The sequence below is a fragment of the Sulfitobacter sp. F26169L genome (assembly GCF_026410285.1).
Classification (GTDB): domain Bacteria; phylum Pseudomonadota; class Alphaproteobacteria; order Rhodobacterales; family Rhodobacteraceae; genus Sulfitobacter.
Genome location: NZ_JAPMLP010000003.1, coordinates 136,359 through 157,804 on the forward strand (window position 1 = coordinate 136,359; position 21,446 = coordinate 157,804).

Here is a 21,446-nt window from a genome sequence, read left to right on the forward strand (position 1 = left end):
TCAGAAATCATATTCTGCCGATGGTTACCAAATGGTAAACGTGCCCCTGCCGTAGCCGCCGGACCTGCCTGAAACACCTCCGAAAGGGAAATCCATGTGCTCTGAAATTGTTACCCGCTTCGCCCCTTCGCCCACGGGTTTTCTGCACATCGGCGGGGCGCGCACAGCGCTTTTCAACTGGCTCTACGCCCGCGGACGCGGCGGGAAATTCCTGCTGCGCATCGAAGACACCGACCGCGCCCGCTATACCCCCGAAGCGACAGAGGCAATTTTGCAAGGACTTGCGTGGTTGGGACTAGATCATGATGGCGATGTGATCAGCCAACATGAAATGGCCCCCCGCCACGTTGAGGTGGCGCATGAGCTGCTGGAAAAAGGGGCAGCATTCAAATGTTTCGCCACGCAGGAAGAGATCGAGAATTTTCGCGAAACAGCGCGCGCGGAAGGGCGTAGCACGCTTTACCGCTCACCGTGGCGCGATGCTGATCCGTCCACACACCCCGACGCGCCTTTTGTCATACGGATAAAGGCTCCGGATGGGGGCCAGACCGTTATCCGTGATACGGTACAGGGTGATGTGACGATCGACAATGCGCAGCTCGACGACATGATCCTGCTGCGCTCGGACGGCTCGCCCGTATATATGCTCGCGGTTGTTGTCGATGACCACGACATGGGTGTTACCCATGTTATCCGCGGCGATGACCACCTCAATAACGCCGCGCGCCAGATGATGATTTATCACGGTATGGGCTGGGACGTGCCGGTCTGGGCGCATATTCCGCTGATCCACGGCCCCGACGGCAAAAAGCTGAGCAAACGCCACGGCGCACTTGGTGCGCAGGAATATCAAGTAATGGGCTACCCTGCCGCAGGTATGCGTAACTATCTCGCCCGGCTGGGATGGAGCCACGGCGACGATGAATTTTTCAGCGATGAACAAGCGAAAGAATGGTTCGACATCGACGGGATCCGCAAAAGCCCGGCTCAATTTGACCTGAAAAAGCTGGAAAACATCTGTGGACAGCACATTGCCGTAGCGGAAGATGCCGCGTTGCGGCGCGAGATTGCGGATTATCTGGCTGCTGCAAATCTTCCCGCGCTGACAAGCGCACAGGCGGATGGATTGGATCGCGCGATGTACTGCCTGAAAGAACGCGCTAAAACATTACCCGAACTCCTTGAAAAAGGACACTTTATTCTAACATCCCGCCCGATTGAGACTGATGAAAAAGCCGCAAAAAATCTTGATCCGGTATCCCGCAGTATACTGGGAGAATTGACGCCGCAGTTGCAAGATGTTAGCTGGGACCGTGAAACGCTCGAAGATGTTCTGAACGGTTTTGCTGCCGCGCATGATACCAAATTCGGCAAACTTGCAGGGCCGCTGCGTGCAGCTCTTGCTGGCCGTGCCGTGACACCTTCGGTTTTCGACATGATGCTGGTGCTGGGCCGCGATGAAACGCTGGCACGACTCAAAGACGCCGCATCCTGAGACAGCTGTAAATCTGTCGTTAAGGATGTTGTAGATAAGAAGAAAACGGATGCATCGGCAAGGGCCGTGCAGACACGGGGGCAGATGCCACCGCAGCCAACCTAGAAGGGGATATGCATGACCGAGAGTACGAAATCTGCGACGTTGAAAATCGGAGACAAATCAGTTGAACTGCCGATGTTCACGCCGACCTCTGGCCCTGAAGTCATCGATATTCGCAAGCTGTACTCACAAGCAGGTGTTTTCACCTATGATCCCGGCTTTACCTCAACAGCATCCTGCGACAGCACCATCACATTCATCGACGGTGACGAAGGTATACTAACCCATCGTGGCTATCCGATCGGGGAACTGGCGGAAAAATCCCACTATCTCGAAGTGTGCTATCTGCTGCTTTATGGTGAACTGCCCTCCCCCACAGAGCTTGAAGACTTCGAAGATCTTGTGACCAATCACACAATGATCCACGAACAGATGATAAACTTTTTCCGTGGCTTCCGCCGTGATGCGCACCCAATGGCACTGTTGGTTGGTGTGGTTGGTGCGATGTCTGCATTCTACCACGATTCGACAGATATCAACGACGAGCGCCAGCGCGAAGTCGCCTCTATCCGCTTGATCGCCAAAATGCCGACAATTGCAGCGATGGCCTATAAATACACCATCGGGCAGCCGTTCATCTATCCGCGCAATGATCTGGATTATGCGTCCAACTTCCTGCGCATGTGTTTTGCGGTTCCGGCAGAAGACTACGTTGTCGACCCGATTTTGAGCCGCGCAATGGATCGCATCTTTACGCTACATGCCGATCACGAGCAGAATGCCTCCACCTCGACGGTACGTCTGGCATCCTCCTCAGGTGCGAATCCGTTTGCCTGTATCGCTGCCGGTATTGCTTGCCTTTGGGGTCCTGCCCACGGCGGCGCAAATCAGGCTTGCCTTGAAATGCTGAAAGAAATCGGCACACCCGACCGTATCCCCGAATATATTGCGCGGGCCAAAGATAAAGACGATCCGTTCCGCCTGATGGGCTTTGGCCACCGCGTTTACAAAAACTTCGATCCCCGCGCGACTGTGATGAAGCAATCCGCGGACGAGGTTCTGGAACTGCTGGGCGTTGAAAACAACCCAACGCTTCAGGTCGCTAAAGAACTTGAAAGACAGGCGCTGGAAGATCCCTACTTCGCTGACAAAAAGCTGTTCCCGAACGTCGATTTCTACTCCGGCATCATTCTGGAGGCGATGGGTTTTCCAACGTCGATGTTCACGCCGATTTTCTCGCTTGCGCGGACGGTAGGCTGGATTTCACAGTGGAAAGAACAGTTGAACGATCCACAGCTGAAAATTGGTCGCCCCCGTCAATTGTATCTTGGCGAAGACATCCGCTCTTACGTGGATATTGAAAAGCGCTAATCTTTACTTCCGCATGATCAAAGCCGTCAGGTGCCCTGCACTTGGCGGCTTTTTTTGTGCGCTTCGGATTTTGGCGAGATTGTGGCAAAGGTCGGGCCCGCTAACTTTGCCCTCTTTCGCAAAGTGAATGACGCTCACAATGCGAAGCCCTCAGAAGCCACCGCGCCAGTTCACCCCATATGCAATATAAATCAGATAATTATCGACATTCGATTGAGACCAGACTGTGAGAATCACTGGTTTCCACATCTGGGGATGGAAAATCAGGCTATATTCAATCCACGTTATGAAGCATGATTGTTCACGTTTTGCCAAATCGAGATGAAGTGAAAATTCTAAAAAATGGGCAGAAATAAGGCATTGTTTCGGCGGTGTGTACAATAACGCAGCCGGCCTTGACCGGTTGCCGTAGGGCTGCATAGTCAATTTTAACAACCGCGCATAAGGGATTTTTGCTATGTTGATGTTATTAGGACTTGCGTTGCCACTTGCCCTTTTGGGGTTTGCTCTTGATGGGGGCGATGATGATACGGAAGACACGGAGGTGATTGGCACCGACGGTGATGACCGAATCGAGGGCGGTGAAGGCATCGATTTTCTTGACGGTCAGGCCGGTGACGATGTAATGAACGGCCGCGCAGGCGGTGACACGCTGTTTGGTCGTGAAGGCGAAGACGTTTTGCAGGGCGAGGACGGCGATGATATGCTGTGCTCAGGTGATGATAACGATGTTGTCACAGGCAACCGTGGCAACGACCTGATCGAAGGTCAGGGCGGCGATGATTTCCTGTCCGGTGATTACGGTCGGGATAATGTGCGTGGCGATGAAGGCAACGACACTGTTCTTGGTGGTCGCGGCAGCGATATGGTCGTCGGCCAGGAAGGTGACGACGTTCTGTTCGGCGGCATCATCAACGGTGTACCCCTCAACCTGGAAGAAATGCAGGAACTGCGTGATGGTGGGTCACTTGCTGACATCAACGGCGGCATTGATATGCGCGATGACAGCATGGGTAACACTCTTGCCGGTGGTTCCGGCGACGATGAACTTGTTATAGGATCATTCGATCAGGCCTATGGTGGCGATGGCAACGATACGTTCAACATCATGTCCGAACAAATCACGCCGGAGGATTCAGCGAACGGTGCTGCATTCATCGGCGGTTTCAATAGCGCGGACGATGCGATTACCGTGATTGTCGATGACACAAGCGTTGATGCCGACATCACCGTGACGAATGACAACGGCGATGCGATCATTCGTATGGGTGACGCGGTACTGGCACGGGTAGAAGGCGCTGCTGGTTCGCTCAGCACTGGTGATATCACACTCATCGCTGAAAACACGATTGAGGCAATGTTTGATCCGCACGGTGTTGCGGCCTGATCCTGAAAGCGAATGGGCGGTGGGCTACGTACCCGCCTCTCGTAACACTCTCATACCAGCCTGACAGGAGTCCCCCCGACTATGGCCAGATCAACCCCCGACATGTCAAAAAGCTATGAGTGGTCCAAAGCGAAAAGCCTGATGCCACGCAGAGCGGAATATGACAAAGGCCCGACCGGCGCATTGGTGCCGGATGGAGATGGCGACACAGACCACATCGCGGTTGTCTATGACAAAGGCGAAGCGCCACCGGAAATTACGATCAATCACGTCTCGGGGACGGTTCACACCGTCCTTGCGAATGGCATCGCGGTCGCAGTAGTTGCCCGCGCCTCAGGCAAGGCGCCATCTGCGTCTGATATTTTATTGGTAGAGCGCAGCGTTCATTCCTGATCAAAGCGCGACCGGGATATAAACCGCTGCAGTCTCCATGCAGCGGTTTTTTTCAATGTCGGGGCAATTAGCGCCCTTCAAAATTAGCGGCGCGCTTTTCGGTGAAGGCCAGCACGCCCTCTTTGAAATCGCGCGATTTACCGCATCTGCCCTGCTCTTGCGCCTCGAGTGCAAGTTGATCTTCAAAGGTATTGTCCCAGCTCTCACGCAGTACTTTTTTAACAGCCGCATAAGCCGCGGTCGGGCCTGCGCCCAATTGCGCGGCCTTAGCGCGCCAATGCGCATCGAATTTGAGATCTTCGACCGCTTCCCAGATCATCCCCCAGTCATCGGCCTGTCGCGCACTGATTTTATCCGCAAACAGAGCAGCGCCCATCGCTTTTGCCATGCCCATCTGGCGGGGCAATGTATACGTGCCACCAGCATCGGGGATCAGACCGATACGGGTAAACGCCTGAAGAAAATATGCGCTTTCGGTTGCGAACACCACATCGGTTGCAAGCGCCAGATTGGCACCGGCCCCTGCTGCCGGTCCGTTAACGGCGGCGATTGTCGGTACAGGACATTGCGTAATCGCGCGTAACATGGGCGCGTATTCGTCACGCAGTGTACGTTCCAGATCAATCGATGTGCTGTTGCCGCTGTCACCCAGATCCTGACCGGAACAAAATGCCTTGCCAGCGCCTGTAATCACCACGACCCGCGCGTTGCGACCGCCCTCGGTAAAGGCATGTTCGATCTCTGCGCGCATTTGGGTGGTCAGTGCGTTGTATTTATCAGCGCGGTTCATCGTGATAACCGCCACGCCCCCGCTCAGTTCATAAGTGATTGTCTGGTAGTCCATGAGCGTCCTCGTCTGGTTTGCTGTTTCGCAGCCTGTGTAGCACATGCCCGCGCCCCTGCCAGCACAACCGCGCGTCACACCGCTCCGTAACGAACGCTCTATTTTTCCAGAATATCCTTCAACGCCGCAGCCTCATCGGCGCTCAGTCCATCGTCTTGCGGGGCATTTGCGCGACTGCGACCGCGAACATAGACAATCCCCGCACCGCCCGCAAACAACAGCATCAGCGGCCCTGCCCCCCAGAGCAGCCAGTTGGCGCCGCCGCGTGTGGGGTTCAGCAAGACATACTCGCCATAACGTTCCACGATGAAGTTCACAGCCTCTTCATCGGTATCGCCCTGCACCAGCCGGTCCCGCACCAGCAGGCGCAGGTCTTTGGCAAGTGGCGCGTTGCTTTCGTCGATGCTCTCGTTGCGGCATACCAGACAGCGCAAACCTTTGCTCAACTCGCGCGCGCGCTGTTCCAGCACCGGATCGCTGAGGATTTCATCCGGTTCAACCGCTGCAAGTGGTGAGGCCAGCAACATCAGGATCAGGGCAAAGCGTTTCATTCTGCCGCCACCGTATCGCGCTGTTTGCGCGCACCAACCGCCACGCGGAACCGCCTGTCGAGAAGGCTGAAAAATCCGCCAAGAGCCATCAGTGCACACCCTACCCAGATCCAGCTGGTCATCACCTTGATGTAGGTGCGTACAGTCCATCCGCCGTTGTCCTGCTGATCCCCGATCACCAAATAGAGGTCACGTTTGAAATTCTGGTGAATCGCAGCTTCGGTTGTGGGCATCTGCGCGACAGGATAGAAACGCTTTTCGGGTAAAAGTGTAGCAATGAATTTACCGTTCCGTTCAACATCAATAACAGCCGTTGTCGCGACATAATTCGGCCCGTTGCTATTGGTGACACTGCGCAGTGTCATCTCGTACCCCTGCACATCGAATGGCATGTCAATTTGGGCCACGCGAATGTCCTCAATAGTCCATGCGTAGATACCGGCAATGCCCAGCATGGTGATGCCAAGCCCCGCATGTGCGGTTGCCTTGCCCCAATCTGCGCCCGGCAAACGCATCAGACGGCGCAGGCGGTTCGGTCCCCGCCCTGTGCGCTGCGCCAGATCGACAAGCACACCCATTACAATCCACGCGCCGAGGAACATGCCGACCGGCCCGATAAGGCTGCGCCCTGTCTGCATGGCCCAGGCCAGGCCGCCGATGGCCAGTGCGACGACAAAAACATACCGCAGCGGGCGCATGGCACGGGCCAGATTGGCCCGCTTCCAAGGCATCGCAGATCCTACCGGCAGGGCCAGCCCCAGCAGCACCATAAACGGCGTAAAGGCAGAATCGAAAAACGGTGGTCCGACGCTGAGCTTGCGGTCAAAGAACATCTCGGCCAGCAGGGGCCAAATTGTGCCGACAAAGACCACAAAACAGGCAACCGCCAGCAGCAGGTTGTTCAGCACCAGCGCGCTTTCGCGCGAAGCGATTCCAAAGACGCCTTTCGCCTCCATTGCACCAGCGCGCAGGGTAAACAGGATCAATGCGCCGCCCATAAAAAATGCCATGATCGCCAGAATGAATATCCCGCGATCAGGATCGTTGGCAAAGGCATGAACAGACGTTAGCAAGCCTGAGCGTACAATAAATGTACCGATTAGTGAAAAACCGAAAGCCAGAATTGCCAACAGAATTGTCCAGCTTTTCAACGCTTCGCGTTTCTCTACAACAATGGCCGAGTGCAGCAGCGCCGCTGCCAGAAGCCACGGCATGAAACTGGCGTTTTCAACCGGATCCCAGAACCAGAAACCGCCCCAACCCAGCTCGTAATAAGCCCACCAGGACCCCAGCGCGATCCCGATCGTCAGAAACACCCAAGCGGCCAGCGTCCATGGACGCACCCAGCGGCCCCATGCCGCATCAACGCGGCCTTCGATCAGTGCAGCAACCGCAAAACTGAACGCCATGCTAAGGCCAACATAGCCCAGATACAGGAACGGCGGATGAAACGCCAAACCGGGGTCTTGCAACAACGGGTTCAGATCCTGTCCGTCAAAGGGCGGCACGGCAAGACGTTCAAACGGATTGGATGTCAGCAGGATAAACGCAATAAACGCCACGCCGATAGAGGCCTGAACGCTCAGAACGCGCGCGCGCAGGCTGCTTGGCAACTGGCCGCCAAACCACGCGGCCATCGCCCCGAACAGCGCGACAATCAATGCCCAAAGCAGCATAGAGCCTTCGTGATTGCCCCATGTTCCGCTGATTTTGTAAATCATCGGTTTCATCGAATGGCTGTTGGATACGACGACCGAAAGGCTGAAATCCGAGGTAACAAAAGCCCACGTCAGCGCCCCGAAAGACGCCGCGATCAGCAGAAACTGCACAGTCGCCGCAGGCTCCGCCACAGCCATCCAGGCGGGCCAGCCCTTGGCCGCGCCGACCATAGGTACAATCATCTGGATCATTGCAACACCGAAGGCGAGCAAAAGGGCGAAATGTCCGAGTTCTGTAATCATGCGCGCAGCATAAACCGCGCGCGCAGCCGATCCAATCACAATCGGCCAAATCGGTTGGTCAAAGCGCCGCAGGTGTTAGCGCGCCGCGCGCCAGGCCCGCAGGGCTGCGTTTTCGTCCGCTTTCAGCACCTGTGCCCCAAGCCGCACGTCAGGCCCCGTATCAGCGACACCAATGGAAGTTGCCCGCAATTGAGACAGGGTTTCGATATTTTCGATAACTTGCGGAACATGCTTGATGGTATCCACGATGCTGCGCTGGAAATCCTGTGCTTTCACCTGATGCCGCGCGCCGAAGTAAAACGACACAATCACGCCCAACAACCACCACAGCGGCTCGGGCACCAATGCGATACCTTGCATTCGCTGGGCAAACCACAAGGGTGCAACCATCGCAGAGACAAACAGCCCCAGCGTACCCATTGCCAGTGCCGGACGCGGCAGACGGTTCAATCCGTCCATAAACCGATCAAAACCACCTTTCGACGGGGCGCGGAATTCGGCACCATATTGATCCATCGCCTGCCCCTGCACGATTGCGCTGCGCGCCGCGCCGCTCTCGGCGTTTTCGCGAAATACTTCCACCGTGTCGCGAACGACATTACGCTCGCCCCCGAAAACAACGCCAAAAAGACGCTCGATCAATCCCATTGTGCGATCCTCGCTTTGAATTCCTGTGATGTCATGTGATAGCGCGGCGCCATGAATTCCTCCGCCCGCTTGATCCAGCCGCCCTTGCCACCCGCCCGCGTGCGCGCGAATTTACGACTGGCTGCGCGCCTGTCTGCAATGCGGAAATAATAGTTCCGCCGCGCAATGCCATAGGCATCGACCAGATGTTCGGGCGACGCCGCAAACGCCGCGCGCACGGCTGCAAGGCTTTGCGGTCCCAAAGCCCCGTCAACCGTCACGCCATATCCCATTTCAACCATCAGCCGTTGCAGAATTTTCACAGCGTTGCTGCCCGCGTTGACGTACATGTCAAACACACTGGCCTGTAACGGTTGTGGCAACTCCGCGATCAGCGGCCTTTTGTAATAATGGTTTAGGAAAATCTCGATGGCTTGCGCGCGTGTCAGACGGCGCACATCCGCAGGTGTGATGCTGCCATCGCAATCCAGATCCAGACCCAGACGGCGCATTGTGTGGATTGTCACACCAAAATTGGTCGCCCCGCCCGGATCATCGGGATCATTTACATAGCCGCCCTCGCGGGCGACAATTTCATGTGCAATTTGCAGAACAGTTTGCATGGATCTCCCCTTCATAACGAAGGGGGATCAGGCCCGAAAATGGTTAACAGCCCCTCACCCGAGCGGTCGCCCTAGCCTTTGGGTTCTTTGTAAACGCCTTGTTCCTTCAGCGCGTCAACCACCTCTTTCGGCATGTAGGTTTCGTCGTGTTTGGCAAGAATTTCAGTAGCTTCAAAGACACCATCAATCAGACGACCCGTCCCTACCATACCTTCGTTCTCGCCGAACAGATCAGGCAACACTCCCGAGAAAACCACCGGCACGCTTGCCCCGCCATCGGTTACGGAAAAGCTGATCTGCTCCCCCTGACCGCGCTTGAGCGTACCTTCCTCGACCAATCCGCCAATGCGAAAAACTTCGGTCGGGGCTGGCGGCGCTTCGACAACCTGCGATGGCGCGCGGAAAAAGTTGATCCCGTCGCGCATCCCGTAACCGATCAGGGCGGTAGAGCCGATCAAGGCGATCACTGCCACAGCGATCAACTGAATACGGCGTTGCTTTTTCAGGCTTTTCATAGCATTTTCTGCCTTTACGGAAAGAGAGGTGCCATCATCAGGCCCTCTGTCTCTGGAATACCTAACATTAGATTTGCGTTTTGCAACGCCTGGCCCGACGACCCTTTGGTGAGATTATCCAGAGCGGCCACCACAATGGCGCGTCCTTCAATCCGGTCGCCGACCACACCGATATGACAAAAGTTCGAGCCCCGAATATGGCGGGTTGACGGTGCTTCTCCGAACGGCAAAACCTCGATAAACGGCTCGTAGGAGTATGCTTTTTTCATTTCTTTGTGAATGGCTTGCGCATCACCTTTCACGTAAACGGTTGCCAGAATACCGCGGTTTGCAGGCACCAGATGCGGGGTGAACTGAACCTTTACAGGCCGGCCGGCAATCTGCGAAAACTCTTGATCGAATTCGCCCAGATGACGGTGTGTGCCGCCCAAGGCGTAGGCGTGATATCCTTCCGAAAGCTCTGCGTGCAGCAGATTTTCCTTCAGCGCCCGCCCTGCCCCGGATACAGCGCATTTCAAATCAAGAATGATATCATCCAGATCAATCAATCCCGCACTGATCAACGGGCGCAAGGCAAATTGCCCTGTCGCGGCGTTACAGCCGGTTCCTGCCACCAGCCGCGCACCTTTGATCTCTTCGCGGTAAAATTCGGTCAGCCCGTAAACCGCCTCCGCCTGCTGTTCCAGCGCTGCGTGCGGATTGCCGTACCAACGCTCGTACTCTTGCGGATCACGCAGCCGGAAATCTGCGGACAGGTCCACAATTTTCAGATCTTTCGGCAGGCTCGAGATAACCTCCTGCGAGGTTTTATGCGGCAGCGCGCAAAAGCACAGATCAATGCCGGAAAAATCAATCTCTTCCATGCTCACCAGATCGGGCAAGTCAAGATGGCGCAGGTGCGGAAAAACCGTTGCCATGCTCTGCCCTGCTTTGGAATTTCCTCCCAAAGCCTTGATCGCCATGAAGGGATGCCCCGCGATCAGACGGATCAGTTCAGCGCCAGTGTAGCCGGATGCGCCAAGAATTGCGATATTGTAGGTCATGTTTGTTGTCCCGAAAAAATGTTTCTGCGTGTCGGTTACGCTGCGGTGAACGTCATCGGTCGTCGCAAAAACTGGGTCGCGCGGGTGCTGACCCTTTTGGGGTCACCCGTTGTCAGAAACGCACCTGCACCGCTGCCTGTTTTATCAGAATGGCGCTGCAGATAATCCGCAAGGCTTTCTGCCACCAGATCGGCCTGACTGAATACATTCACATCCGCGCCAAGCGCGTCCTGAAACGCATCCTTCATAAGCGGGTAATGTGTGCAGCCCAGAATAGCTGCCTGCGGGTGCGGCATTTTGCGTTTTAACGCGTCCACGTGGCTGCGCACCAGCGCTTCCGCAAGGATCATATCGCCGTCCTCTATCGCGTCAACCACGCCACCACAGGCCTGTGCTTCCACGTCGACACCAATTGCGCGAAAAGCCAGTTCGCGCTGGAAGGCGCGGGTGGCAACAGTTGCCGGTGTCGCAAACAGCGCAACATGGTTAATCGCAACTTCGCGCGGGGGCGAGTTGTCTCCCCACTGGCGTTCTGTCAGGGCTTCGATCAACGGCACAAAGACACCCAGCACACGCTTGCCTTCGGGCACCCAGCGTTCCTGCATACGGCGCAGCGCCGCCGCCGAGGCGGTGTTGCACGCCAGCACAACCAGATCGCACCCCTCGTCAAACAGGCGCTGCGTGGCAGCAACCGTCAGGTCGTAAATATCATCCGCCGTGCGCACGCCGTAAGGCGCATGGGCGCTGTCAGCGAGATAAACAAACTCCTGATCCGGCAAGCGGGCCTGCACAGCATCCAGAATTGTAAGGCCGCCTAACCCGCTGTCGAAAATACCTACTGCCATTTACTCTACCGGCACATGTACCGGTCCTCAAAATCCATACCGCGCGGGACCATTCCAGCGGTTCACGTGCATGGCAATACGCCGCTTTTCACCGGAAATCCATCACCGCTTTTATGACGCGTCAAATCGGCGCTGATAAGTCGCATCCAAGGGTGCATGCCATGGACCAGGCCCCGAATTTCGGCGCCGCTGCTTACCGGCCCCACCTGAGGCCGGTAAGCCCGCAAGATCATTCCGCTGCGCGCGCCACCGGTGTGCCACCCATACGGATCACGCTCAGCAGCTCTTCGCGCCGTTTGGCCGCTTTGGCTTCGTTTTCCTGCTTCACAGGGCCAAAACCGCGGATTTGCAGCGGCAGGGCTGCCAATGCGATGATCGCTTCACGGGTGTTATCGTCCAGCTTCGGCAGCACATCGCGCATATCGGTTTCATATTGTGTGATCAGCGCGCGCTCCATCTTGCGCTCGGCGGTGTAGCCAAAGATATCAAACGGCGTGCCACGCAGACCCTTCATCCGCGCCAGCAGGCGCAGCGGCCGTTCCAGCCATGGTCCGAACTCCCGCTTCATCGGGCGCCCGTTTGCACCCGTCTTTGACAGGATCGGCGGGGCAAGGTTGAAGGTCATCTTAAAATCGCCCTCGAACTCTGCCTGCGCCTTTTCACGTGAGGATAGAAGCAAGCGCGCCACTTCGTATTCGTCCTTGTAAGACAAAAGCTTATGATAGCCTTCGGCTACTGCTTCGCGCACTGCCTTATCGGTGATCCCGTCCAGCATTTTCATATAGCGCTTGGCCAGCCCCTTGCCCTGATAGGCCACCAAATGCGCGCGACGGAAGGTGATTTTGTCATCCAGCGTTTTTGGCAAAGCTGTAACTGTACTTGGCGTGATGACCGCTTGTGCATCAGCCGGATACAGCACCGCCCAGCGCCCGATTTCAAACGCCCGCAGGTTGCGTTCAACCGCCGCACCGTTCAGCTTGATGGCTTCAGTCACGGCCTCCAGTGATAGCGGAATAAGGCCGCGCTGCCACGCACCGCCAAACACCATCATGTTGGAATAGATCGAATCGCCCAAGGTCGCCTTCGCCAGATCAGAGGCATCGAACATCGACAGATTGTCCTTCAGACGCGCCTCCAGCGCCAGTTCCAGCCGGTCGTAGGGCAATTGGAATTCCGTATCACGTGTGAAATCGCCGGTGATAATCTGGTGGCTGTTTACAACCGCCCCCGTGCGCCCTGTCGATGTCAGACCAAGCGTTTTGTTGCCAGCAGACACAACAAGATCACCGCCCACCAACGCATCACATTCGCCCGTAGCAACGCGGATCGCACTGATATCGGACGGCTTTTCTGCCAGACGGCAATGGATGCTGACCGCGCCGCCCTTCTGTGCCAGGCCGGCCATTTCCATCATGCCAGCGCCCTTTCCGTCAATTTGGGCCGCCTGCGCCAGCACAGCACCGATCGTCACAACACCTGTACCGCCGACACCCGTGATCACCACGTTATACGTGCCTTTGATTGCGGGCAGATCGGGCTGTGGCAGATCAGGTATTTTCACCTCGGTAGTGGCTTCCTTGCGCACTTTCGCGCCTTCCAGCGTCACAAAAGAGGGGCAGAACCCGTTGACACAGGAAAAATCCTTGTTGCAAGACGATTGATCAATCGCGCGCTTGCGCCCCAGTTCGGTTTCCGCAGGCACAATAGATACACAGTTTGATTGTACTCCACAGTCGCCGCACCCTTCGCATACGTCAGTGTTGATAAAGACCCGCTTGTCAGGATCGGGGAACAGGCCGCGCTTGCGGCGGCGGCGCTTTTCAGCGGCGCAGGTCTGGATATAGACGATGGCACTCACGCCTTCGACCTTGGCCAAACGTTCCTGTACGTTTTGCAGTTCGGCACGCTCGTGCGTTTCAACCCCTTTGAACGCAGCGAAATCGACATCTTCCTTTTCGTCGTAAACGACAACAAGCTCCTTGATGCCCATTGCTTTCAGCTCGGCGACAATGCGCGGCGCGTCCAGATCACCCTCGTTTTCCTGCCCACCTGTCATGGCAACCGCATCGTTATACAGGATTTTATAGGTAATATTGGTTTTCGCCGCGATCGCCGCGCGGATCGCCTGCACGCCCGAATGGTTGTAGGTTCCATCGCCAAGATTCTGGAACACATGCGGCGTTTTTGAAAACGGCGCTTCGCCGATCCAGTTTGCGCCCTCCCCGCCCATGTGGGTAAAGCCCAGCGTCTCGCGGTCCATCCACTGCACCATAAAGTGACACCCGATGCCCGCATAGGCGCGGCTGCCTTCGGGCACCTTGGTGGATGAGTTGTGCGGGCAACCCGAACAGAAATACGGCAAACGCCCTGCAAGCTCCTCGGCGTTGTCTGCCCGCTTTGCATCTGCCAGATCGGCCAGCCCCGCGCGGATACCATCGGTTCCGCGGCCTTCCTCGCACAGGACATTACCCAGCTTTTCAGCGATATCGATCGGGTCCAGCGCCCAACGCGCCGAGAAGAACTCCTCACCGTTCTTGCGCCCACCATACAGGCGATGGCGCATGTCATCATCAAACAGCGCTTCTTTGATCTGAACTTCCAGAAGCTTGCGCTTTTCTTCGACGACAACAATCAGGTCCAGCTCTTCCGCCCAGTCGTGAAAACCCTTCATGTTCAGCGGCCATGTTTGGCCCACCTTGTAAATTGTCAGGCCCAGCCGCTCTGCTTCCTCCTGATCAATGTTCAGCAGTGACATCGCATGGATCAGATCAAGGTAATTCTTGCCGGCAGCTACGAAACCGATTTTGGCACCAGCTTTGCCCCAGATACGCTTGTCCATCTTGTTGGCGTGGCTGAACGCTTCGGCGGCATAGCGTTTGTGGTCAATCAGACGCGCCTCTTGGGCAATACGCTCGTCCACCAAGCGGATGTTCAGCCCCCCTTCTGGCATCGGGTAATCTGGTGTAACAAACTGCATCCGGTGCGGATCACCATCCACAACCGACGTCACCTCAATGGTGTCTTTCATGGTTTTCAAACCAACCCACAGGCCAGAATACCTCGACAGCGCCCAACCATAAAGGCTGTAATCCAGTATCTCCTGCACACCAGCAGGCGACAGGACCGGCATATAAGCGTCCACCATCGCAAAGTCTGACTGGTGCAGCACGGTAGAGGATTCGCCCGTATGGTCATCGCCCATGGCCATCACCACGCCACCGTGTTTGGAACTGCCTGCCATATTGGCGTGACGCATCACATCACCCGAACGGTCCACCCCAGGCCCCTTGCCATACCACAGGCCGAAAACCCCGTCGTACTTCCCTTCGCCGCGCACTTCTGCCTGCTGCGCGCCCCAAAGGGCGGTAGCGGCCAGATCTTCGTTCAGACCGGCCTGAAAGGTGACCTTGTGCTCCGCCAGTTGCTTTTGTGCGCGCATCATTTGCATATCGACCGCCCCCAGCGGTGATCCGCGATATCCAGTCACGAGACCAGCGGTATTCAGCCCCGCCGCCTTGTCACGCGCGGCCTGCATCATCATCACACGCACCAGCGCCTGCGTGCCATTCAATAACACGGGGCTTTTTGTCAGATCGAAACGGTCGTTCAGTGAAATTTTCTGCGTTGTCATCGTGTCCCTCCCAAGAACCGAGCAGGCCTTGCGGCCACTTCCAAATAAATGGACTCACCTCACAATAGGTCACAAACACTGACCTGTATAGTATCTTATCCGCCAAAGTTAGAATTCCCCCTTCAAAAGGGGTATGTCAAATGACGCAAGTGCGGTAGTAAGGCCGATAACTTGAAAGGCGCACTATGGATTGGGATAAACTCAGGATTTTTCACGCGGTTGCAGACGCGGGGTCTCTCACCCACGCGGGCGAGAAGCTGAACCTGTCACAATCCGCCGTGAGCCGTCAGGTGCGCGGTCTGGAAGAACAGCTTACCACAAATTTATTCCACCGTCATGCCCGTGGTCTGATTCTTACCGAACAGGGCGAATTACTGTTCGATGCCACGCGCGCCATGTCCAAACGTCTGGATGCCGCCGCCGCGAGGATCCGCGACAGCGAGGAAGAGGTATTCGGCGAGCTTCGGGTGACCACAACCACCGGTTTCGGCACCCTCTGGCTCGCGCCGCGCCTGTCCAAACTTTATGATAAGTTCCCCGATCTAAAGGTCGATCTGATGCTCGAAGAGCGGATACTGGACCTGCCCATGCGCGAAGCGGATGTCGCCATCCGCCTGCGCGAACCGTCCCAAGCCGATCTTGTGCGCAAGCGGCTGATGACCGTGCGCATGTGCCTTTACGCCAGCACCGGATACATCAAAGAAAACGGCGTGCCGACAACGATCGAAGATATATCGAATTATCGTCTGATTTGCCAGAATACCGCAACCAATCAGGTGGGCGCAGGGCTGCACCTTGTCCAGCAATTGATGCTGCACGACATCCGCTCCCTGCTGACGGTGAACAACTATTTCGGTGTCCTTCAGGGCGTTATCCACGATCTGGGAATTGGCGTTCTGCCTGATTACGTCACACAGGGCTTCCCCGAACTTGTGCGCGTACTTCCCGAAGTTGAATCCGCCGAAGTACCGGTTTTTCTGGCCTACCCCGAAGAGCTACGCCAGTCCAAACGGGTTGCCGCTTTCAAGGACTTTGTGCAAGATGAAATTATCACTTACCGCAAACAGCTCCGCGAGGAATGAACCCGCATTTAGATATGCGCCAGACGCATAGCGGACATGCTGCATATTTATTACAAATTCCTTGATTATGCAAAGGGCACGCCCTAATTCGAGCCTATAAGGATTGAGGCGCTTTAGGGCACCTCCCCTTATACCTCCCTGTTGGACTTGGCCGGGCCTGTGTGCCCGGTCTTTTTTTGTCCTGTGCTTTTCAACACAGGCCTCATCCCCCTTACATATGCGCATTTTCGCAAATCGCCCTTCCCCCTTCTACGCTCCTGCCCTAAGAGAGAGGCCAAGTTTTATCGCCCTCGGGGAGCGCCACCATGTCAGAGCCAGAAATCACACAAGACATCATTTCCGCCCACGGATTAAGCGAAAGTGAATACCAGACGATTCTGGACCTGATGGGCCGCACCCCTACCTTTACGGAGTTAGGCATTTTCTCGGCGATGTGGAATGAACATTGTTCTTATAAGTCCTCCAAGAAATGGTTGCGCACCCTGCCCACTACCGGCCCGCAGGTTATCTGCGGACCGGGTGAAAATGCCGGCGTGGTTGATATCGGGGATGGCCAGGCCGTTGTGTTCAAAATGGAAAGCCACAACCACCCCTCCTACATCGAACCCTACCAGGGCGCGGCCACTGGTGTTGGCGGCATCCTGCGGGATGTGTTCACCATGGGCGCGCGCCCTATCGCCGCAATGAACTCGCTCAGCTTTGGCGAACCAGCACACCACAAAACCAAGCAGTTGGTACACGGTGTTGTTGCCGGTGTCGGTGGTTACGGCAACTGTTTCGGCGTGCCCTGCGTGGGCGGCGAAGTCCGCTTTGACAAAGCCTACAATGGCAACTGTTTGGTCAACGCGTTCGCTGCTGGCCTCGCGGACGCCGATAAAATCTTCTACTCCGCCGCGTCCGGCGTGGGCATGCCTGTCGTCTACCTTGGCGCCAAGACGGGCCGTGACGGTGTGGGTGGTGCCACCATGGCGTCAGCCGAGTTCGACGACACCATCGAAGAAAAGCGCCCCACCGTGCAAGTTGGTGATCCGTTCACTGAAAAACGCCTGATGGAAGCCACGCTGGAATTGATGGCAACAGGTGCGGTGATTTCGATTCAGGATATGGGTGCCGCGGGCCTTACCTGCTCTGCCGTTGAAATGGGCGACAAAGGCAACCTTGGCGTCATTCTCGATCTGGAGAAAGTCCCGACGCGCGAAACGAACATGACAGCCTATGAAATGATGCTCTCGGAATCGCAGGAACGCATGCTGATGGTTCTTCGCCCCGAACTTGAGGCAGAAGCAAAAGCCGTTTTCGACAAATGGGATCTCGATTTTGCAATCGTGGGCGAAACAATCGCCGAAGATCGCTTCATCATCCGCCTGAACGGTGAGGTCAAAGCAGACCTGCCCCTCAAGGCGCTGTCGGGCACCGCGCCGGAATACGATCGCCCATGGGTCGAAACCCCTGCCGCAAGCCCGTTGGCAAATGCACCGGAGGTAGACCCGATCACGGGCCTCAAAGCTCTGCTGGCCTCACCGAATTACGGCGGCAAGGCTTGGGTGTACGAGCAGTACGACACAATGGTTATGGGAGACAGTGCCCGCACTCCCGGATGGGGTGCAGGGATCGTGCGTGTGCACGGCACCGACAAATCGCTTGCCTTCACATCTGACGTGACCCCGCGTTACGTCAAAGCGAACCCCGTCGAGGGGGGGAAACAAGCCGTTGCCGAAGCCTACCGCAACCTGACCGCAGTGGGGGCAACTCCGCTGGCAACCACTGACAATCTCAATTTCGGCAATCCCGAAAAGCCGGAAATCATGGGCCAGTTTGTCGGCGCAATCAAAGGCATCGGCGAAGCCGTTTCGACGCTCGATATGCCCATCGTTTCCGGCAACGTCTCGCTTTATAACGAAACAGACGGTTCCGCGATCCTGCCGACCCCAACCATAGGTGCAGTCGGCCTAATAAAGGCGACAAGCGACATCATTGGCTTTGAAATAAGATCAGGCGACGTGGCATTGGTGCTGGGCGAAACCAAGGGTCACCTGGGCCAGTCCGCCCTTCTCGCCGAAGCATTCGGACGCATCGAAGGCGACGCTCCGGCAGTCGATCTTGATGCGGAGGCTGCGCACGGTAATTTCATCCGTGGCAACCGTGCAAACATTGCAGCCTGTACAGATCTCTCAGACGGCGGCTTGGCGCTGGCAGCCTTCGAAATGGCAAACCACGCGAAGCTCGGTCTTGCACTGGAGACAGAGGACACCGCACAAATTTTTGGCGAAGATCAGGCCCGTTATCTGATTGCAGCCACGCCGGAAGGCGCCGCGACACTTTTATCAGCGGCCACTGCCGCGGGGATGCCGCTTACCCAGATCGGCACCTTCGGCGGCGATACGTTATCTTTCGGCACATCGGCGGCGCAGCTTTCAGACCTTGACGCCCTTTATCGTAGCAGTTTCGCGCAAACGGTCACCTAGACCTGTCTTGTCAGATGATTTGATATGCCCTGCTGTACCTCCGGTGCGGCGGGGTCTTTGTCTTGATTATCCGTATTATCCATTTTCGATCAGACGCATCAGACGCGCTTTTTCCCCGACATCGTCAGGTCTGGAGATAGCTTCTGCCAGCGATTCGAGCGACGCGATGCAATGGCCTGCGCGAAAACTGTCAACATGGGGCAGCATTGCCCGAATGCCAGCAGCTTTGGGGGCAAATCCGTCCCAGCGCAGCAGCGGATTTAGCCAGATCACCCGTTGCGCCGACAAGCGCACCCGTTGCATCTGACGCGCCAAAGCCGCCGGATCATCTCGGTCCAGCCCATCGGTAATCAGCAGCACAATTGCACCCTGCCCCAACACCCGACGCGACCAGTCGCGGTTAAATGTTTCCAGGCTTTGGCCAATGCGGGTGCCTCCCTCCCAGTCCTGCGCCTGAGCCCCCGCCGCCTTTAACGCCGCGTCCACGTCACGCGTGTGTAAATGACGCGTGATGTTGGTAAGTTGTGTGCCAAAGGTAAAAGCATGCACCTGCGCCCAGCCTGCTCCGCGCTCGTTGGCAACCGCATGAAGAAAATGCAAAATAATCCGGCTGTACTGGCTCATGGAGCCAGATATATCGCACAGTACCACTAGGTTGGGCCAACGGGGCTTGGGTTTTTTGAGCGACAAGTTCCCCATCTCTCCACCGCGCCGCATCGCTGCACGTAAGGATCGGGCCGCATCCACGCGCCCTCGGCCGAAACTGGCTGCGGTGCGCCGAGATGGCAGCGGTTTGATCGGCAACGTTAACCGCGCCAACATCCGCTTGGCTTGGGCAACCTCCAAAACGCTCATCAGCTCGAAATCCAATGTCTTCAGCCGCTCGGACGTTGACATGGTTAATGATGCATCAACCTCGATCAGAGTTTCTTCGTCCTCGGTCTCTGCAATATCATCATTCTGCGGGGCTTCAGCGCCGTCGAGCAAAGCTTCCGCTGCGCGTTTCTCCGCAGCCTGTGCAGGACGCTCCTCCTGAACACCACGAATTGCGGGTAGCATTGCAGCCATCATATGTTCGAGATATCGCGGATCACGCCAGTACAGACGGAACAATTGCGCAAACACCTGAGAATGCTCGGGGCGGTTCACGAAACAGGCGTGCATCGTCCAGTAAAAATCCCGTTTTTCGGTGAAGCCGACTGTTTTCACCGCGCGGATCGCGTCGACGACGCGGCCCGGGCCGATGGGCAAACCGGCGCGGCGCAACGCCCGCGCAAAATGGGTGATGTTGCCGGCAAGTCGCGGGGTGTCGGGGAGTTCGAGTGGAACGTGCTCAACCATACGTTACCGTCTGTATTTGCTGCAGGTCGCGGATTGGATATTTAAGGCCAAAGGAAAAGGGGGTCATGCATCAAGGCTCGCGCGCGCCTCGTCCAACAGGCGTTTGGCTTCGGATCCTTGCAGCTTTGCGATGTCATCCTGATATTTGAGCACTGCTCCCAGTGTGTCCGCAATCACTTCGGGGCTGAGGGTCAGCGCGTCGAGCGCCAAAAGGCACTTGGCCCAATCTATTGTTTCGGCAACGCCGGGTTTTTTGAACAAATCTTCGGTACGCAGTCTTTGTACGAACGCCACAACCTCGCGGCTTAGCGCCGCTGACGCTTCGGGTGCGCGGGCCGCCAGAATTTCCATTTCACGGTCGAAGTCGGGGTAGTCCACCCAGTGATAGAGACAACGGCGCTTGAGTGCATCGTGGACTTCGCGGGTGCGGTTTGACGTCAGGATCACAATGGGCGGTTCGGGCGCCTTTACGGTTCCCATTTCGGGGATGGTCACCTGAAAATCGCTAAGCGCTTCCAGCAAAAATGCCTCGAATGGTGCATCGGTGCGGTCAAGTTCGTCGATCAGGAGGACAGGCGCGCCGTTTTCATCAGGCTGCATTGCTTGCAATAGCGGCCGCTCTATCAGAAACGCATCGCTGAACAGTTCCGCGTTCAATGCATCGCGGTCGGCTTCGCCTGTGGCTTCGGCCGTTCTGATGGCTACCATCTGGGCGGCGAAGTTCCATTCATAGACTGCAGTGGACGCATCCAGTCCTTCATAACATTGAAGCCGGATTAACCGACGCCCCAAGGAGGCCGCGAGCGCTTTTGCTATTTCGGTTTTGCCAACGCCTGCCTCACCCTCTAGGAAGAGGGGGCGGCCCAGCTTTAGACTCAGAAAGACGACCGTTCCCAGCGCACGGTCACAGACATAGCCCTGATCCGACAGCATCTGCTGCACTGAATCGATTGATGTGATTTCCGGCATATGCGTCGCCCCCGCGAATGTTCTGCCTACAAGGCCATTGCGCGCGGCAAGGGTCAAGGTACCAATGACAGATATGTCACGACATACGCCGAGCATCTTCACCAAAGATTGACGGGATTCGCACATAATGGCATCCTGAAAGCGACTAAAAAAGAAGGAGGATGCGGGCCTGTATCGGCACTGCATCCCGTAACGAGGCGGATATGTTGAACCCAAAGCGATATGCGGCGGCCCCTGCGCGAGGCTGCGATGGCTGGTAGT

At 56.5% G+C, this 21,446-nt stretch carries 17 protein-coding genes; 6 read left to right on the forward strand and 11 right to left on the reverse strand.

Annotated features, from left to right (window positions below; translation table 11 throughout):
- The first annotated feature begins 94 nt into the window (after positions 1 to 94).
- The 4 genes from gltX (at position 95) to OS189_RS07495 (ending at position 4,688) form a co-directional block, all read left to right on the forward strand.
- On the forward strand, positions 95 to 1,495 hold the full coding sequence (gene gltX, locus OS189_RS07480; protein ID WP_267166674.1) for a glutamate--tRNA ligase: 1,401 nt from the start codon (positions 95 to 97) through the stop codon (positions 1,493 to 1,495).
- Between the two features lie 117 nt (positions 1,496 to 1,612).
- Complete coding sequence (locus tag OS189_RS07485) at positions 1,613 to 2,908, forward strand: citrate synthase (protein WP_267166675.1); 1,296 nt, start codon at positions 1,613 to 1,615, stop codon at positions 2,906 to 2,908.
- A 457-nt stretch (positions 2,909 to 3,365) separates the two neighbouring features.
- Positions 3,366 to 4,295, forward strand: a complete 930-nt coding sequence (locus OS189_RS07490; RefSeq protein ID WP_267166676.1) for a calcium-binding protein — start codon at positions 3,366 to 3,368, stop codon at positions 4,293 to 4,295.
- 81 nt (positions 4,296 to 4,376) lie between these two features.
- Entirely contained in the window at positions 4,377 to 4,688 is a 312-nt protein-coding gene (locus tag OS189_RS07495; protein WP_267166677.1) for a hypothetical protein, read from the forward strand.
- A 67-nt stretch (positions 4,689 to 4,755) separates the two neighbouring features.
- Here OS189_RS07495 and OS189_RS07500 read toward each other — a convergent pair whose 3' ends face one another.
- The 9 genes from OS189_RS07500 to OS189_RS07540 form a co-directional block, all read right to left on the reverse strand.
- Positions 4,756 to 5,532, reverse strand: coding sequence for an enoyl-CoA hydratase-related protein (locus OS189_RS07500; protein WP_267166678.1), 777 nt, complete (start codon positions 5,530 to 5,532; stop codon positions 4,756 to 4,758).
- A gap of 98 nt (positions 5,533 to 5,630) precedes the next feature.
- Positions 5,631 to 6,083 carry a cytochrome c-type biogenesis protein gene (locus OS189_RS07505; RefSeq protein WP_267166679.1) on the reverse strand — a complete coding sequence of 151 codons (453 nt, stop codon included), beginning with the start codon at positions 6,081 to 6,083 and terminating at the stop codon, positions 5,631 to 5,633.
- Positions 6,080 to 8,044 carry a heme lyase CcmF/NrfE family subunit gene (locus tag OS189_RS07510; RefSeq protein ID WP_267166680.1) on the reverse strand — a complete coding sequence of 655 codons (1,965 nt, stop codon included), beginning with the start codon at positions 8,042 to 8,044 and terminating at the stop codon, positions 6,080 to 6,082. The genes OS189_RS07505 and OS189_RS07510 overlap by 4 nt, the downstream gene beginning before the upstream one ends.
- Before the next feature lie 75 nt (positions 8,045 to 8,119).
- Positions 8,120 to 8,692, reverse strand: coding sequence for a holin family protein (locus OS189_RS07515; protein WP_267166681.1), 573 nt, complete (start codon positions 8,690 to 8,692; stop codon positions 8,120 to 8,122).
- Positions 8,683 to 9,294, reverse strand: coding sequence for a holin-associated N-acetylmuramidase (locus OS189_RS07520; protein ID WP_267166682.1), 612 nt, complete (start codon positions 9,292 to 9,294; stop codon positions 8,683 to 8,685). The genes OS189_RS07515 and OS189_RS07520 overlap by 10 nt, the downstream gene beginning before the upstream one ends.
- Positions 9,295 to 9,365: 71 nt before the next feature.
- Positions 9,366 to 9,809, reverse strand: coding sequence for a cytochrome c maturation protein CcmE (gene ccmE, locus OS189_RS07525; protein WP_267166683.1), 444 nt, complete (start codon positions 9,807 to 9,809; stop codon positions 9,366 to 9,368).
- Positions 9,810 to 9,823: 14 nt separating this feature from the next.
- Positions 9,824 to 10,852, reverse strand: a complete 1,029-nt coding sequence (gene argC, locus OS189_RS07530; RefSeq protein WP_267166684.1) for an N-acetyl-gamma-glutamyl-phosphate reductase — start codon at positions 10,850 to 10,852, stop codon at positions 9,824 to 9,826.
- A 35-nt stretch (positions 10,853 to 10,887) separates the two neighbouring features.
- Positions 10,888 to 11,697, reverse strand: coding sequence for a glutamate racemase (locus tag OS189_RS07535; protein WP_267166685.1), 810 nt, complete (start codon positions 11,695 to 11,697; stop codon positions 10,888 to 10,890).
- Positions 11,698 to 11,926: 229 nt separating this feature from the next.
- Positions 11,927 to 15,328 carry an indolepyruvate ferredoxin oxidoreductase family protein gene (locus tag OS189_RS07540; RefSeq protein ID WP_267166686.1) on the reverse strand — a complete coding sequence of 1,134 codons (3,402 nt, stop codon included), beginning with the start codon at positions 15,326 to 15,328 and terminating at the stop codon, positions 11,927 to 11,929.
- A gap of 185 nt (positions 15,329 to 15,513) precedes the next feature.
- Between OS189_RS07540 and OS189_RS07545 the strand changes: the two genes are divergently transcribed.
- Positions 15,514 to 16,410 carry a LysR family transcriptional regulator gene (locus OS189_RS07545; RefSeq protein ID WP_267166687.1) on the forward strand — a complete coding sequence of 299 codons (897 nt, stop codon included), beginning with the start codon at positions 15,514 to 15,516 and terminating at the stop codon, positions 16,408 to 16,410.
- A gap of 305 nt (positions 16,411 to 16,715) precedes the next feature.
- A complete protein-coding gene (gene purL, locus OS189_RS07550) occupies positions 16,716 to 18,875 on the forward strand; it encodes a phosphoribosylformylglycinamidine synthase subunit PurL (protein ID WP_267166688.1) in 2,160 nt (719 codons plus the stop codon).
- 75 nt (positions 18,876 to 18,950) lie between these two features.
- Here purL and OS189_RS07555 read toward each other — a convergent pair whose 3' ends face one another.
- On the reverse strand, positions 18,951 to 20,216 hold the full coding sequence (locus OS189_RS07555; protein WP_267166689.1) for a vWA domain-containing protein: 1,266 nt from the start codon (positions 20,214 to 20,216) through the stop codon (positions 18,951 to 18,953).
- 63 nt (positions 20,217 to 20,279) lie between these two features.
- Positions 20,280 to 21,185: an AAA family ATPase gene (locus OS189_RS07560; protein ID WP_267166690.1), complete on the reverse strand. Its 906-nt coding sequence runs from the start codon at positions 21,183 to 21,185 to the stop codon at positions 20,280 to 20,282.
- Positions 21,186 to 21,446: the final 261 nt, after the last annotated feature.